The sequence below is a fragment of the Duganella sp. GW821-FHT01E12 genome, from assembly GCF_059422325.1.
On sequence record NZ_JBWKWR010000004.1, the window covers coordinates 533,824 to 547,489 of the forward strand.

The 13,666-nt window shown below is 62.9% G+C and carries 12 protein-coding genes; 5 read left to right on the top strand and 7 right to left on the bottom strand.

The features are described 5' to 3' along the window. Positions 1-15: 15 nt before the first annotated feature. Both AC07WS_RS15690 and AC07WS_RS15695 read left to right on the top strand, forming a co-directional pair. Positions 16-444: a YeeE/YedE family protein gene (locus AC07WS_RS15690; protein WP_494729975.1), complete on the top strand. Its 429-nt coding sequence runs from the start codon at positions 16-18 to the stop codon at positions 442-444. After that, positions 441-854 (top strand): DUF6691 family protein, encoded by a 414-nt coding sequence (locus AC07WS_RS15695; protein ID WP_494729976.1) that lies wholly within the window; start codon positions 441-443, stop codon positions 852-854. Before AC07WS_RS15690 ends, AC07WS_RS15695 begins: the two co-directional genes overlap by 4 nt. 127 nt (positions 855-981) lie before the next feature. Here the strand turns inward: AC07WS_RS15695 and AC07WS_RS15700 are convergent, their stop codons facing one another. From AC07WS_RS15700 to AC07WS_RS15715, 4 genes are all read right to left on the bottom strand, one after another. Beyond that, entirely contained in the window at positions 982-3,084 is a 2,103-nt protein-coding gene (locus AC07WS_RS15700; RefSeq protein ID WP_494729977.1) for a TonB-dependent receptor, read from the bottom strand. A gap of 101 nt (positions 3,085-3,185) precedes the next feature. Then, positions 3,186-5,117 carry a CocE/NonD family hydrolase gene (locus AC07WS_RS15705; RefSeq protein WP_494729978.1) on the bottom strand — a complete coding sequence of 644 codons (1,932 nt, stop codon included), beginning with the start codon at positions 5,115-5,117 and terminating at the stop codon, positions 3,186-3,188. A gap of 168 nt (positions 5,118-5,285) precedes the next feature. Next, complete coding sequence (locus AC07WS_RS15710) at positions 5,286-6,719, bottom strand: aldehyde dehydrogenase family protein (RefSeq protein WP_494729979.1); 1,434 nt, start codon at positions 6,717-6,719, stop codon at positions 5,286-5,288. Positions 6,720-6,801: 82 nt separating this feature from the next. Continuing rightward, a complete protein-coding gene (locus AC07WS_RS15715; protein WP_494729980.1) occupies positions 6,802-7,242 on the bottom strand; it encodes a GNAT family N-acetyltransferase in 441 nt (146 codons plus the stop codon). 196 nt (positions 7,243-7,438) lie between these two features. Between AC07WS_RS15715 and AC07WS_RS15720 the strand changes: the two genes are divergently transcribed. Beyond that, positions 7,439-8,074 (top strand): flavin reductase family protein, encoded by a 636-nt coding sequence (locus tag AC07WS_RS15720; RefSeq protein ID WP_494729981.1) that lies wholly within the window; start codon positions 7,439-7,441, stop codon positions 8,072-8,074. Here AC07WS_RS15720 and AC07WS_RS15725 read toward each other — a convergent pair. Then, complete coding sequence (locus tag AC07WS_RS15725; protein WP_494729982.1) at positions 8,068-9,156, bottom strand: type II asparaginase; 1,089 nt, start codon at positions 9,154-9,156, stop codon at positions 8,068-8,070. The two genes, AC07WS_RS15720 and AC07WS_RS15725, sit on opposite strands and share 7 nt — an antisense overlap. Positions 9,157-9,305: 149 nt before the next feature. Here AC07WS_RS15725 and AC07WS_RS15730 point away from each other — a divergent pair, with 149 nt between their 5' ends. Further along, positions 9,306-9,653, top strand: coding sequence for a hypothetical protein (locus AC07WS_RS15730; RefSeq protein WP_161098484.1), 348 nt, complete (start codon positions 9,306-9,308; stop codon positions 9,651-9,653). 65 nt (positions 9,654-9,718) lie between these two features. Continuing rightward, entirely contained in the window at positions 9,719-11,407 is a 1,689-nt protein-coding gene (locus AC07WS_RS15735; protein WP_494729983.1) for an FAD-dependent oxidoreductase, read from the top strand. On the opposite strand, the gene AC07WS_RS15740 is transcribed toward AC07WS_RS15735, so the two are convergent. Beyond that, positions 11,408-12,529, bottom strand: a complete 1,122-nt coding sequence (locus AC07WS_RS15740; protein ID WP_494729984.1) for a patatin-like phospholipase family protein — start codon at positions 12,527-12,529, stop codon at positions 11,408-11,410. Between the two features lie 25 nt (positions 12,530-12,554). Then, on the bottom strand, positions 12,555-13,655 hold the full coding sequence (locus AC07WS_RS15745) for an acyltransferase family protein (RefSeq protein ID WP_494729985.1): 1,101 nt from the start codon (positions 13,653-13,655) through the stop codon (positions 12,555-12,557). Positions 13,656-13,666: the final 11 nt, after the last annotated feature.

A 13,666-nucleotide genomic window follows, 5' to 3' on the forward strand; every position in this document is an offset into this window, starting at 1 on the left:
CCCTAGGAGCGTCGAATGATCATCGATAGTTTGAACTTCACACCCTGGTCCGCGCTGCTGGGCGGCGTCCTGATCGGTGCGGCAGCTGCGGCGCTGATTTTGTTGAATGGCCGTATCGCCGGCATTAGCGGAATTATTGGCGGCCTGTTACACCCGGTGCGGGGGGATATGCTATGGCGTATCGCTTTTGTCTGTGGTCTGATATTGGCGCCTTGGACCTATGGATTGTTTTATGCGTGGCCCAGTGTGCAAATCGATGCGGATTATGGCGCATTGGTCGTGGCGGGTTTATTGGTTGGTATCGGCACGCGCTACGGCTCCGGCTGCACCAGCGGGCATGGCGTATGCGGAATATCCAGGCTTTCCCCGCGTTCGCTTGTGGCGACGGCTATATTCATGACGGCGGGTTTTGTCGGCGTCTATCTTATTCGGCACGTATTATGATTATCTCTTTTCTTTGCGGCTTGCTGTTCGGTTTTGGCCTTATTATTTCTGGCATGGCTAATCCAGCCAAGGTATTGGGTTTTCTGGATTTGGCGGGCAAATGGGATCCTTCGTTGATATTTGTAATGTGCGGCGCGATTGCGGTGGGTTTTTTTGCTTTCTCCTATATCGGCCGCCGCAAGACCACATTGCTGGGGACTGAAATAAAGCTGCCTCCCGCCACTAAAATCGATCGTCGCCTGGTATTCGGTTCGATATTATTCGGCGCGGGCTGGGGAATTGCCGGTTTCTGCCCGGGCCCGGCCCTTGTGGGGCTGGGCATGGGCTTGCCGAAGGCGATGGTGTTCGTTCTGGCGATGCTCGCCGGGATGGGAATATTCGAGCTGATCGAGCGCCGGCGTGGTGGATAAGTTATTGCTGCGACAAAATTGCGCAATGGCTTATTTTGCTTTTGAAACAGCAGCTTAGCGCCGCCTGGTTCGGCTTGTTAACAAGCTTATCCACAGAAATTGTTAACAACCGGGACTTGCAGGCCGGTTAGAAACGGTAGCGCGCCGTCAACTGCACCGAGCGGGGCGCGCCTGGCAGGTTCAGGTTCTTGCTGCTGCCGTGGCCGGCCACGATGTAGGCCTTGTCGAGCAGATTCATCACGTTCAGCGTCAGGTCTATGCCTCGGTCGCGATAATAGGCCATGGCGTCCGCCGTCACATAGCTTGGCAGCACTACGGTATTTCCCGGATTGGCAAAGCGGTCTCCAATATAGTTGAGTCCGCCGCCGACGCCAAAGTGGCCGGCCAGCGCCTTGCTCAGCCACAGATTGGCGCTGTGTTTGGGCGTGAGTGTCGGCCGTTTGCCCTGGACCTGCTGGCCGTCATCCTTGGCGATCGAGGTCAGCATCGATGCGTCCAGATAGGAATAGCCCGACCAGGCCTGCCACCCGCCGCCCAGATCGCCGCTGAAGGTCAATTCCAGTCCATTGGTGCGCTGAGTGCCTAGAGGGATCAGCTTGCTCGTTACCGGATCGGAGGACTTCATATTGGTGCGCGTCAGCTGAAACAACGAGACGCCTGCCGACGCGCGGCCGTCGAACAGCTCGTATTTGGCGCCGATTTCCTTATTTTTGGTCACTTCCGGCGCGATGTCGGCGTTGTTGACCGCCAGCGCGAAACCTTCGCCGGACGGCTGGAACGAGCGGCTGAACGAAGCGTAGTAAGACTGGGCGCTGCCCGGCTGGTACACAAGCCCGGCGCGCGGACTCCAGTTGCGGTCGGTACGGGCCACGCTGGCCACGCCAACCCGGCGCTCGACCGTTTCTTGCTCAAATTTGTCGTAGCGGACCCCGGCCAAGGCTTTCCACTGCGGGGACATCGTCACCAGGTCCTGCACATAGGCGCTGCCGACCTTGAAAATCCCCAGATTGTTCGCGGTAGGCGCGCCGCCGGCGGTGAATGGCACGACCGGTGCGATAGGGCTGAACAATGACACAGTCGCCACATTGGCTTGCGAGCGCACCAGCTGGTCCTTGTTCTGCTTGCCGAATTCCACGCCGTACAGCAGCTGATGCTGCATGCCGGCCATTTCCGCGTGTTGTGTCAACTCGGTCTGGTTGGTGTAACCGTCTTCATCGCGCGCGACATTGCCGCGCGTCAGCGAGGCCGTCCTGGCCGTTTCGTTGACCGAACCGATCAGCGTGTTGTTACGGTCCAGCGTATAGTCGTAGTGGCGGAACGCGTTGCGGATCGAAAACTGCTGGTTGAAGCGGTGATCCAGCGTGAAACCGAAGGCGTGTACGCGCGCTTCGCTGTAATCGAAATCCTTGGCATCGGCGGCGCCGTAGTAGGTGCCCGGTGCCACGTCCACTGCGCGGCCTTGATAGGATGGGATGCCGAAGTCGGTCAGGCGCTTGTCATGCAGGTAATCGGCCTGCAGCAGCAACAGCGTATCGGAGTCGAGCTTGAATTGCAGCGATGGCGCCAGCGCCTCGCGTTTCAGGAATTGCTGGTTGCGGTAGCTGTCGGAGTCTTCTACCGCGCCCGTGATGCGGAAGGCCGCGCCGCGCTCGGCCAGATTGCGCGCCAGGTCGAATTCGGCGCGCTTTTGGCCCCAGCTGCCGCCTTGCAGGCTCACCTCATTGCGGTCCATGCCCGGTTTTTTGGTGATGCGATTGATCAAGCCGCCGGACGAGCCGCGGCCATACAACACGGAGGCGGGACCCTTGACCACCTCGACCTGCTCGATATTCGATAGATCGCGGAAATACAGCGCATCGTCGCGCATCCCATCGATAAACTGGTCGCTGATGGCGCTAAAGCCGCGTATCGTCACCTGGTCGCGCTGGCCGTCGCCGGTCGACAGGCCGATGCCGGGCACGCTCTTCAGTACATCCTGAAGCGACCGCGCGCCCTGGTCGTGCAGCAACGCCAGTGGGACCACATTGACGGTTTGCGGAATATCGCGCAGCGGCGCATCGATCTTGGTGGCGCTGCTGGAAGAGATGGGGCGGTAGCCGCTATCGGCTTCGCCAGTGACGGTGACAACGGCCATCGTCTGTTCCGGCGCCGCGCCGGTTTGCGCCAGCGCGGCGTTGGAAAGGGTGAGGCTGGCCAGCAGCAACGCCAGCGGTTTTTTGTTCAGTGCCATGATGTCCTTGAAGTAGTGTGTGGCTGGCTACTTCGTCGGATGACACTTTCGCTGGCTAGATGAGAATCGTTATCAACTGGATTATGCCTTCAAAGCCAAGGTCAGTGCAAGCCGGGCAGCACTTGTACGTCGATTCCTGAGTACATCGCCGGCGCGTGATACACCCGTTGCGTGGCCTTCTGGAAATCCTCAGGCCGGGCTTTCGGGATGTCCACGAAGGTCTGCGGATTCAAGTCCACCAGCGGGAACCACGAGCTCTGGATTTGCACCATGATGCGGTGGCCGCGCCGGAAGGTGTGGTTGATGTCGCTCATGGCGTAGTTGACCGCCTCCACCTTGCCGGGCGTGAACGGCTCCGGCTTCTCGAAGCTGTTGCGGAACTTGCCGCGCAGGGGATCGCCGCGCACCAGCTGCTGGTAGCCGGCCATGGTCAGGGTTGGCTTGGTCACGTCCGGGCCGCGCTCTTCGTCCGCGCCACTGCCGGGGTAGACGGCCGGATAGACGTCAATCAGCTTGACCACCCAGTCGGCATCGGTGCCGGTGGTGGAGACGAACAGCCTGGGTTTGACGGGACCGGCCAGCGTGACATCTTCTTCCAGCACCTCGCTGCGATAGGTCAATACGTCCGGCCGGGACGAGGCAAAGCGCTGGTCGCCGACCATGTATTCCTGCGGCGCACCCAGCGCCGGATAGGCCGTGAACGGCACCGGCTTGCGCGGATCGGCCACGTATTCGTCATAGGCCTCGCCAGCCGCCGGCTGCTTCCAGCCGAGCGTGCCGTTGGGCCCGAGGAACAGCGTACGCGGCTGGCCTTGCTTCGGCGGCCAGGCGGCATAGTTGCGCCACACATTGCTGCCGGTCTCGAACGCATAGACCTCCGACACGTTCTTGTTGGCCACGCCTTTCAGGTGTTGTTCGAAAAACGGATAGAGAATATTGTTGCGGAACTGCTCAGCGGTCTTGGCATCGAACTTGACATAGCCGAGGTTTTTGCCGTCGGCGCGGCCCCAGGCGCCGTGCGACCACGGACCCATCACCAGGCCGTTGTAGATGCCCGGATTGTTGCGCTTGATGGTGCTGTAGGTGGTCAGCGGGCCTTGCAAGTCTTCGGCGTCGTACCAGCCGCCCACGGTCAGCACGGCAGCCTTGATGTTCTTCAGGTGCGGCGCGATGTTGCGGGTTTTCCAGAAGTCGTCGTAAGTCGCGTGTTCGATGGTCGGCAACAGCAGCGCGCGCTGCTTGGGCGTCATCGTGCCGGTGATGTTGGACAGCGTCAGGTGCGACAGGAAGAATTCGTAGCCGTCGGAGGTGCCGTAGTCGAAATGGTCCCAGGTTTTCGGCAGCGGCGTCGGGTTCTCCGCTTCCACGAAGGCCGAGTAGAAATCGAAGTTGGCGGCCAGCATAAAGGCGCCGCCGTGATAGGAGTCGTCGTTCATGTACAGGTCGGTCACCGGGGCTTGCGGCGAGGCCGCCTTGATTGCCGGGTGCGAATCGATGATGCTAGCCGAGGTGTAGAAGCCGGGATAGGACGTGCCCAGGATGCCGACCTTGCCGTTGTTGTTGGCGACGTTCTTCAGCAGCCACTCGACGGTGTCGTGCATGTCCTCGCTCTCGTTGCCCTGGCCCTGGGAGCGCTTGGGATTGACATGCGGTGTCATCTCGATCCACTTGCCTTCGGACATGTAGCGGCCGCGCACGTCCTGCTTGACGAAGATATAGCCGCTATCCTCGAACTCCTGCGAAGGGCCGATGTGCTCGGGATAAAAGTCCACGCCATAGTGCAGTTCGCCGCCGGACTGCACGCCCGCGCTGTACGGCGTGCGCTGGATCAAGAACGGATAGCTCTTGCCGGCCTCCTTGGGCACGTAGACGGCGGTGAACAGGCGCACGCCGTCGCGCATCGGAATGCGGAATTCGTACTTGGTGTAGTGTTCGCGTAAGCTGTACTTCGGCGCGGCATCGGCTGCGCCGGCGTGGACGGAGAGGGAGCCCAGCATCAGGGCGAGGAGCAGGGCGCTAAGGCGTGGTTTCATGAATTCCTTTGGATGAGAAGTCAAACCCGCTCAGTGTAATGCCAGTGGATAACTTTGGCTGCGACAAATTTACGCAGAGGATGTTTTCCCTTTAAAAACAGCGGCTTGCCGTCGCCGCTTGATCCTTGTTAACAGCCTTATCCACAGAATTTGTTAACAACCCGGCGTTCACAGCATGGGCAGCTTCAACGAATCGACCACCATGCGTATCAGGCGCATGCGGCCTTGCGTGTAGGGCGGGAAGAACAGTTTGATCAGCATCAGCGGCGAGGCGCGCAATACCGCGCGTTCGTGCGAGAACGCCTTGAAGCCATACTCGCCATGCGCGCTGCCGACGCCGGAATTGTTGACGCCGCCAAAAGGCAGATTGCCATGCGCAAAATGGGCGACGCAGTGATTGACGCAGGCGCCGCCCGAGCTGGTTTGCTTGAGCATCTTGTCGATATTGGCCTGGCGCGTGCTCCACACATACAGGGCCAGCGGCTTGGGCGCGGCGTTGATGGCGGCGATCACCTGGTCCAGCTCGCGGTATTCGATGATGGGGAGCAGCGGCCCGAAGATTTCTTCCGACAGGATGGCGGCTCCGGCCGGAACCTGCTCGATCAGCGTCGGCGCAATATAGCACTGCGCCTCGTCGACCTCGCCGCCGGTGTGCACCACGGCGCCACGCTGCACGGCATCCGACAGCAAGGCGGCCAGCCGCCGCGTATGGCGCTGGTTGACCACGCGGGTCAGGTCGGGACTCCGCTTTTGCGCCGTCGCGTCGACACCGTAGCGCAGTTGCAGCACATGGCGGCAGGCGGCGATAAATTCGGCCTTGACGCTGGCGTGGACGTACACATGGTCGGGCGCCACGCAGGTCTGGCCATTGTTCAGGAATTTGCCCCACATCAGTGTTTCGGCCGCCAGTTTCACGTTGGCGGTTTCGTCGACGATGGTGGGCGACTTGCCGCCCAGTTCCAGCGTCACGCTGGCCAGGTGCTGGGCGGCGGCGGCCATCACCAGCTTGCCGACCGCTGGCGAGCCGGTGAAGAAGATGTGATCGAAGGGCAATTGCAGCAGGGCATGCGAGGTCGCTTGGCCGCCTTCGAACAGCGCCACTTCGCCGGTGTCGAACACGTCGCCAATGATGCGCGCCATCAGCGCGGACACGGCCGGCGTCATCTCCGATGGCTTGATGAGGGCGGTGTTGCCTGCGGCCAGCGCCGACACCAGCGGCCCGAAGCACAGGCTCAGCGGATAATTCCAGGGCGCGATGATCAGCACGCGGCCGCGCGGCTGATACTGCACCGACGCATAGGTGCCCAGCATGGTGGTGGTGGGCCAGCGCCGGCGCGGCTTCATCCAGCGCTTGAGCGCGCCCAGCACCTGGCGGATTTCCTCCATCACCGGCAGCAACTCGGACGCTTCGACTTCGGCCGGGGATTTGCGGTAGTCGCTTTCGAAGGCCGCGTAAAAGGCTGCGCGTTGGGTCATCATGGCGTCGCGCAGGCGCTTGACGCGGACGATGCGCTCGGCCGCGCTCGATTCCCGCCAGCGTAGCGCGGTCGCGTGCTGCGCGTCGAACGCCGCCCTGATCTGCTGTACATCCGCTTCGCCCATGACTGCCGTCCCCCGTTGCCGATTGTTGGAGGATCATTATTGCTGCAATTTTTGCAGCAAGCAAGCGCTTGATTAGTATGATTTATCGAGCCGGCATGAATATTTTCGGCAGCATTGGGTTGATCTCTTTTTTCAGCAACGTCGCTACGTTAGGATCGTTGTAGAAGGACAATGACGCGTAGAACTGTTCGCTTCCTTTGGCTGGCTGCAGTAGCAGGCGGCGAATACCCAGAGTATTGCAATATTGCTCGATGCGATGCATGAACCAGCGCCCGACACCCTGTGAGCGGTACTGGCTGTTAACGATCAGTTCGGAAATTACGCAAAACTCAGGCGGCGCCAGCTCCAGGCGTGCAATGGCGATTTGCTTGTGGTTCGTTTCGACGCTGACCCAAATAATTTTGCCATGCGGATGGGCGGGCAATTTCGCATCCGTTGGCCAATTGGCGTCCTGGCGGTAAGCGCGCAGCACTTTGGTCGAAATTGCTGTCTTTAGCGGGACGAATTGTAAAACCAGGGACATAAGTGGATCTGACTAAGTGGATCACTTAGCCTAAGGCGCCCGCGATGGAAGTGCAAGCAACGATTTGTATAAATTGTTGCTTCGAATTGGGTGAATTTGAGCGTCGACCGAATCGCCTGCCGCCTCGGGCCGGAACGGCGATCAAGGGCTTGTGCGAAAATGCCACACCGGCGCGACAGCGTCATTTGGAGTCAGCATGGAAGACCGCTATTTCTACCAGCCTGCGCTGGGCCACGGCCTGCCGCACGATCCCTTCAATGCCATTGTCGGGCCGCGTCCGATCGGCTGGATTTCCTCGCGCAGCGCGGATGGCGCGCTGAACCTGGCGCCCTACAGTTTTTTCAACGCCTTCAACTACACGCCGCCGCTGATCGGTTTTTCCAGCCAGGGCCGCAAGGACACGCTGCGCAACATCGAGCAGACCGGTGAATTCGTGTGGAACCTGGCCACGCGCCCGCTGGCTGAGGCGATGAACGCCACCTGCGCGCCGGCGCCGCCGGAAGTGGACGAGTTCATGCTGGCCGGCCTGACGCCGGCGCCGTCGACCATAGTCGGCGTGCCGCGCGTGGCCGAGAGCCCGGTCGCGTTCGAATGCAAGTGCAGCCAGATCATCCGTCTGCAGGACGCGGCGGGCGCGCCGACCGACGGCTGGCTCATCATGGGGGAAGTGGTGGGCGTGCATATCGCGCGCGAGCTGCTGCGCGACGGCGTGTACGATACGGCAGGTTCGCAGACGATCTTGCGCGCCGGCGGCCCTGCCGATTACTTCGAGATCAACCGGGACAGCCTGTTCCGCATGCGGCGGCCAGGCTATCCCAAGCCGGATCAGTAGGTGTAGAACATGCGCTGGATTTCCTTGCTGTCGCTGGTCTTGGTCAGCGCCAGCATCAGCAGGATGCGTGCTTTTTGCGCGTTCAGCGTATCGGCCACCACGAAGTCCAGCTCGTCGTCGTTGGCTTCGCCGTTGCGGGCCACGATGCCCTGGCCGACGCGGGCTGCGCGCACGATCAGCACGCCTTGCTTGCGGGCCGCGGTCAGCGATGGCACGACCTTGGAAGCCAGGCTGCCGTCGCCGACGCCGGCGTGGATGATGCCCTTGGCGCCTGCGGCTACCAGCGCATTCAGCGCGACCGGGCCGACGTTGGCGTAGCCGTAGACGATGTCAACCTGCGGCAGCGCGTCGAGCTTGCTGATGTCGAACTCGGTGTCGACCGTGTGCTTGCGGGTCGAAGCATGGTAGAAGTAAGGCTTGTTGCCCTGGATGTAGCCCAGCATGCCCAGTTCCGTGGTCTTGAAGCTGTCCGGGGTCGAGGTGTTGGTCTTGGTGACGTCGCGGGCGCCGTGGATCTGGTCGTTCATCGCGACCAGCACGCCTTTGCCGACGGCTTCCTGGCTGGCGGCCAGCAGCACGGCGTTGTACAGGTTGATCGGGCCGTCGGCCGACAGCGCGGTGCCCGGACGCATGGCGCCGACCAGCACGACTGGCTTCTTGCTCTTGACGACCAGGTCCAGGAAGTACGCGGTCTCTTCGAGCGTGTCGGTGCCGTGGGTGATCACGATGCCGTCCACGTCGGGCTGGGCCAGCAGCGTGTTGACGCGCTTGGCCAGGGTCAGCCAATGTTCGTTGCTCATGTTTTCGCTGGCGATCTGGAACACTTGCTCGCCCTTGACCTGGGCCACCTTGGCCAGTTCCGGCACGGCCTGGATCAGGCGGTCCACGCCGACGGTGGCGGCGGTGTAGCCGACCGTGGTGGTGCTGGTGGCGCCGCTGCCGGCAATGGTGCCGCCGGTGGCCAGAATGGTCACGTGGGCGAGCGGTGCCGCGGCTTTTTCTGCTGCCCCGGCATAGGCGCTGAGCACCATTGCACAAGCGAACATTGCCTGAAGAAACCGTGCGGGGATGGGGTGCGTCATGCGATCTCCTGACCTAGCTAGTTATAAAGCTTGAGATAGTAACAAATAGCCCGCATGTCAACAATGCGCACCGTTGCCGCGTTATGGGTGGCATGAGATGATGTTTACATCGATAATTGCTGTAAGAAAATTATAAAAGAGAAAATATTATGACTTTTGCTAACACCACGCGTAGGGTCGCGGTGCTGGCGCTGATGGCCGTGTTGGCCGCCTGCGGCAAGAGCGCGGCGGAAAAGCGGCAGGAAGAAGCTGCGACGCTGACCAGTTTGGGCGAAAAATATGTGAAGGAAAAGGTCCGCGAACCGGCGTCGGCGATGTTCCGCAACCAGGTGGTCGGCAAGGGCGGCGCCACCTGCGGCGAATTCAACGCCAAGGACGCGTTCGGCGCCTACATCGGCTACCAACGCTACATCTCGGTCGCGCGCGACCTGACCTTGCTGGCGCAGGATGTCTCGCCGGCCGAGTTCGAACAAAACTGGAACCAGCTCTGCCGCTAGCCCGCCAGCCGCCGCGCCCGTTTGGCGCTATCATGGGCGGATACTGACTGAGGAAACGCATGGGCATGGAACCAAGAACAGCGGGAGGCCAGGGCGCGCTCCCTGAGGCCATATCGACCGACATCGGCAACCGCCGCCACCAGATCCTGCCGGCGCTGAGCGAGGCGCAATTCGAGCTGCTGGGCCGCTACGGCGAGCGCCGCCACTACAAGGCCGGCGACATCCTGTTCCGCCAGGGCGACCGGCACATTTCCATGTACGTCATCATCTCCGGCGCGATTGAAATCGAGCGCGCCTCGGCGCTGGGCACGGTGGTCCTGGGCACCCACGGCGCCGGCATGTTCACCGGCGAAATCGGCACGCTGGCCGGCCGCGCGGCCGTCGCCACCGGGCGCGTGGTGGCCGACGGCGAATTCATCGTCATCAGCGAGGACTCGCTGCGCACGCTGGTGATCTCGGAGGCGGCGCTGAGCGAGACCATCATGCGCGCCTACATCCTGAGGCGCGTGGCCTACATGCAGGACCAGACCGGCGGCGTGGTGGTGTTCGGCGCCCGCCACTCGCAGGCGACGCTGGTGCTGCGCCACTTCCTGACCCGCAACGGCCAGCCCACCGCCTATTTCGACATTGAACTGCACACCGAGACGGCGGAGATGATGGCGCGCTTCGGCGTGACCGAGGCCGACATCCCGGCCATCGTCACGCCGTCCGGCGAAGTGCTGCGCCAGCCCACGCTGCGCCAGGTGGCCGACAGCATCGGCCTCAGTTCCGACAACATCGACGGCCGCACCTTCGACCTGGTGGTGGTCGGCGCAGGGCCGGCCGGGCTGGCGGCGGCCGTGTACGCGGCCTCGGAAGGCCTGAGCGTGGCGGTGCTCGACTCGAAGGCGCCCGGCGGCCAGGCCGGCTCCAGCTCCAAGATCGAAAACTATTTCGGCTTCCCGACCGGCGTTTCCGGCCAGGCGCTTGCGGGGCGCGGCTTGTCGCAGGCGCGCAAGTTCGGCGCCGAGGTGGCGGTGCCGGTGCGCGTGAGCTCCGTCGACTGCGAGGGCGCGGATTTCGAGATCGCCATCGACAGTGGCGAACGGCTGCGCGCGCGCTCCATCGTCGTCGCCACCGGCGCGCGCTACCGCAAGCCGGACCTGCCGGGACTGGAGCGCTTTGAAGGCCGGGGCGTGTACTACAGCGCCTCGTTCATGGAGGCCACCTTCTGCGCCAACGAGGAAGTGGTGATCGTCGGCGGCGGCAATTCGGCGGGGCAGGCGGCGGTGTTCCTGGCCGCGCACGCGAAGCATGTCCACATCGTGGTGCGCGCCGACGGCCTGGCTGCCAGCATGTCGCGCTACCTGATCCAGCGCATCGAGGCCGCGCCCAACATCACGCTGCACACGCGCAAGCAGATCGTTGAATTGAAGGGCGAGGACAAGCTTGAGCACATCAGCTGGCAGGCCGCCGGCGGCGAGGTGAAGACCGCGCCGGCGCGCCACCTGTTCCTGTTCCTGGGCGCGGAGCCGAACACCGCGTGGCTGGGCGATTGCGTGGCGCTGGACGACAAGCATTTCGTGCTGACCGGCCCGCAGGTGCCGGCGACGGAGTGGCCGCTGGAGCGCAGCCCGCACTTCCTGGAGACCAGCCGTCCGCGCATCTTCGCCGTGGGCGATGTGCGCAGCGGCTCGGTCAAGCGCGTGGCGGCTGCCGTGGGCGAGGGATCGGCGGCGGTGCAGTCGCTGCACCAGGTGCTGGCCAGCGACTGATCACACGCTGCGCAGCGGCTTGCTGTAGCGGGTGGAGCGGCGGATCGCCGGGTGCTTGCCCGGCGGGTGCGCCAGCGCCTCCATGGCGCGGTCGTAGCCGTATTGCCACTGGTCGTTCATGTGCTGGACGAAGGTGTCGTAGGTCGGCGGCATCGCCAGCTCGATGCGGTTGCGCCGCCAGTCCAGCTTTTGCTGCAGCTGCTGCTTGGCCAGCACCACCGACACGTCCGACGAATCGATGCGCATGTCGGCCAGGTGGGTGTTTGCGTAGCGCAGGCGCGCGTTGCCGTTGATGCCCAGCACCGAGCGCCAGGCGGGTATCGCGAACACCTGGTCGAAGGCTTCCTTGAATTCCATGATGACTTCCGAACCAAGGCGGCGCGCGATCTCCACCGGGAACAGATCGAGCACGCCGCCGATGTATTCCTGGCCGCGATATTGCTGGCAGCGGAAGTAGATCATGTCGGCGATGGAGATGCGGGCGGCGTCGGTCAGCGGCACGCTGCCGTCGACCAGCAGGTCGTGGGCGACCGCGTGCTGGCCCCAGCGGGCGTCGCTCAGCGGCGACTGCATCCCCTGCAGCAGCGCGGCGGCCTGCTCGCCGCAGAACACTGTTTCTGCAAACAGCTTGCGGCCCGCGCGCGGCTGGCCCACTTCCGATTCGTCGAACAGCAGCTTGCCGCCGATGATGGCGACATCCACGTCCGGCGTGCCGGTGGCGGGCGGGAAGGGCAGTTGCGAAGGGATCTCGAACAGATAGTCGCCGAACAAGTCGGGGATCACCGGCGCCTTGGCAGTCGACAGCTTGCGCTTGGCGGCGCGCATCAAGCTACCCATTAGGTCCGCACGCTGGGTCGATTTCAGGCTGCACCAGAACTGGTACATTTCCGGCGACGAGAGCCAGGCGTGTTGCGCGTCCGGGTCGGGCAGGTTGTGGATGATGGTGGCCGCGATCGCGCCGCCGCAGCTGGCCAGCAGCACGTCGGGCGCGCGACCGGCCTGCCGCAGCGCGGCGTACATGCCGATGTACATGCCGAAGCGGAACCCGCCCCCGCCCAGCACCATGCAGCGTTTATACGGTTTATACGATTGTTGCCAAGGTTGAATTTGTGCTTGCGTCATAAACCGAACCATACCACAACAGGCCCTACATGCTCTTGATCCGTGTCGCGCGCAGCGCAGCGTTGGCCGGCTCGGAGACGTAGCGGGCGACGACGGCGGCGGCCAGCGCCGTCAGACACAGGAACAGCAGCAGCCATGGCAGCCTGGCGCCGTAGCTCAGGTGAGCCTTGTCCACCACGTTGCGCATGCCCGCCAGGACGATGATGTGGAACAGGTAGATCTCGTAGCTGTGGCGACCGAACCAGCGCAGCACCGGCCAGCGTGGCGCGCGCTCAGTCGCCGCAGGCGCCGAACTGCCCAACAGGAAAACGCCGCTCGCCAACGCCACCAGCGTGAAGCCGAACACCTCGTGGCCGTCGATGCCGCGCAGGTACAGCGCCGCCAGTGCGATGCCGGCCGCGATGCGCAGCGTGCGTCCCTGCCGCGCGTCCGGCACTTCGCGCCGCGCCAGCATCGCCGTCAGGCAGCCGATGGCAATGGCGTCGAAGCAGGCCAGGTAGCCGTACATGAAATAGATCTCGTTGTCGGTATGCTGGCTGCGGTACACCGGCCCCGCCACGATGGCCACGCAGCACAACAGCACGATCATCCAGCTACGGCGCAGCAGCAGGCATGACAAGGGCAGCAGCAGATAGAACATCTCCTCGACCGACAGCGACCAGTACACGTTGAGGCAGTAGTTGAAGTAGCCAGCGGTTTGCATCAGCTGGTTGTGCCAGAAGGTCAGCACCGATCCGGCGGCGATGAAGAAGTAGCTGGCCGGGCGGTTCAAGTCCCCGTCCGAGTTGGAGAAGAAGGGCACGTCGAAAATCCCCAGCACCACGATGATCGCCAACGCCAGCAGCAGGCAGGGCATGATGCGCGCGAAACGGTATAAATAGAATGTACGAATATCGATCCGGGACAGATCGCCCCAGCGTCGCAGCGACGTCGATGTGATCAGATAGCCGGACACGGTGAAGAACATCGTCACGCCGAAGTTCCCCTGAAGCGCCGCGCGCAGCAGCCAGGTGGGCAGGATGTCGCCCAGCGGGCTGTTTTTCAAGCCGTAGGCCAGCGTAAAGTGCAGCACCAGCACGCACATGATGGCGGCGCCGCGCAAGGTGTCGATATGGTTGTTTCTCATTGAATGTCCGT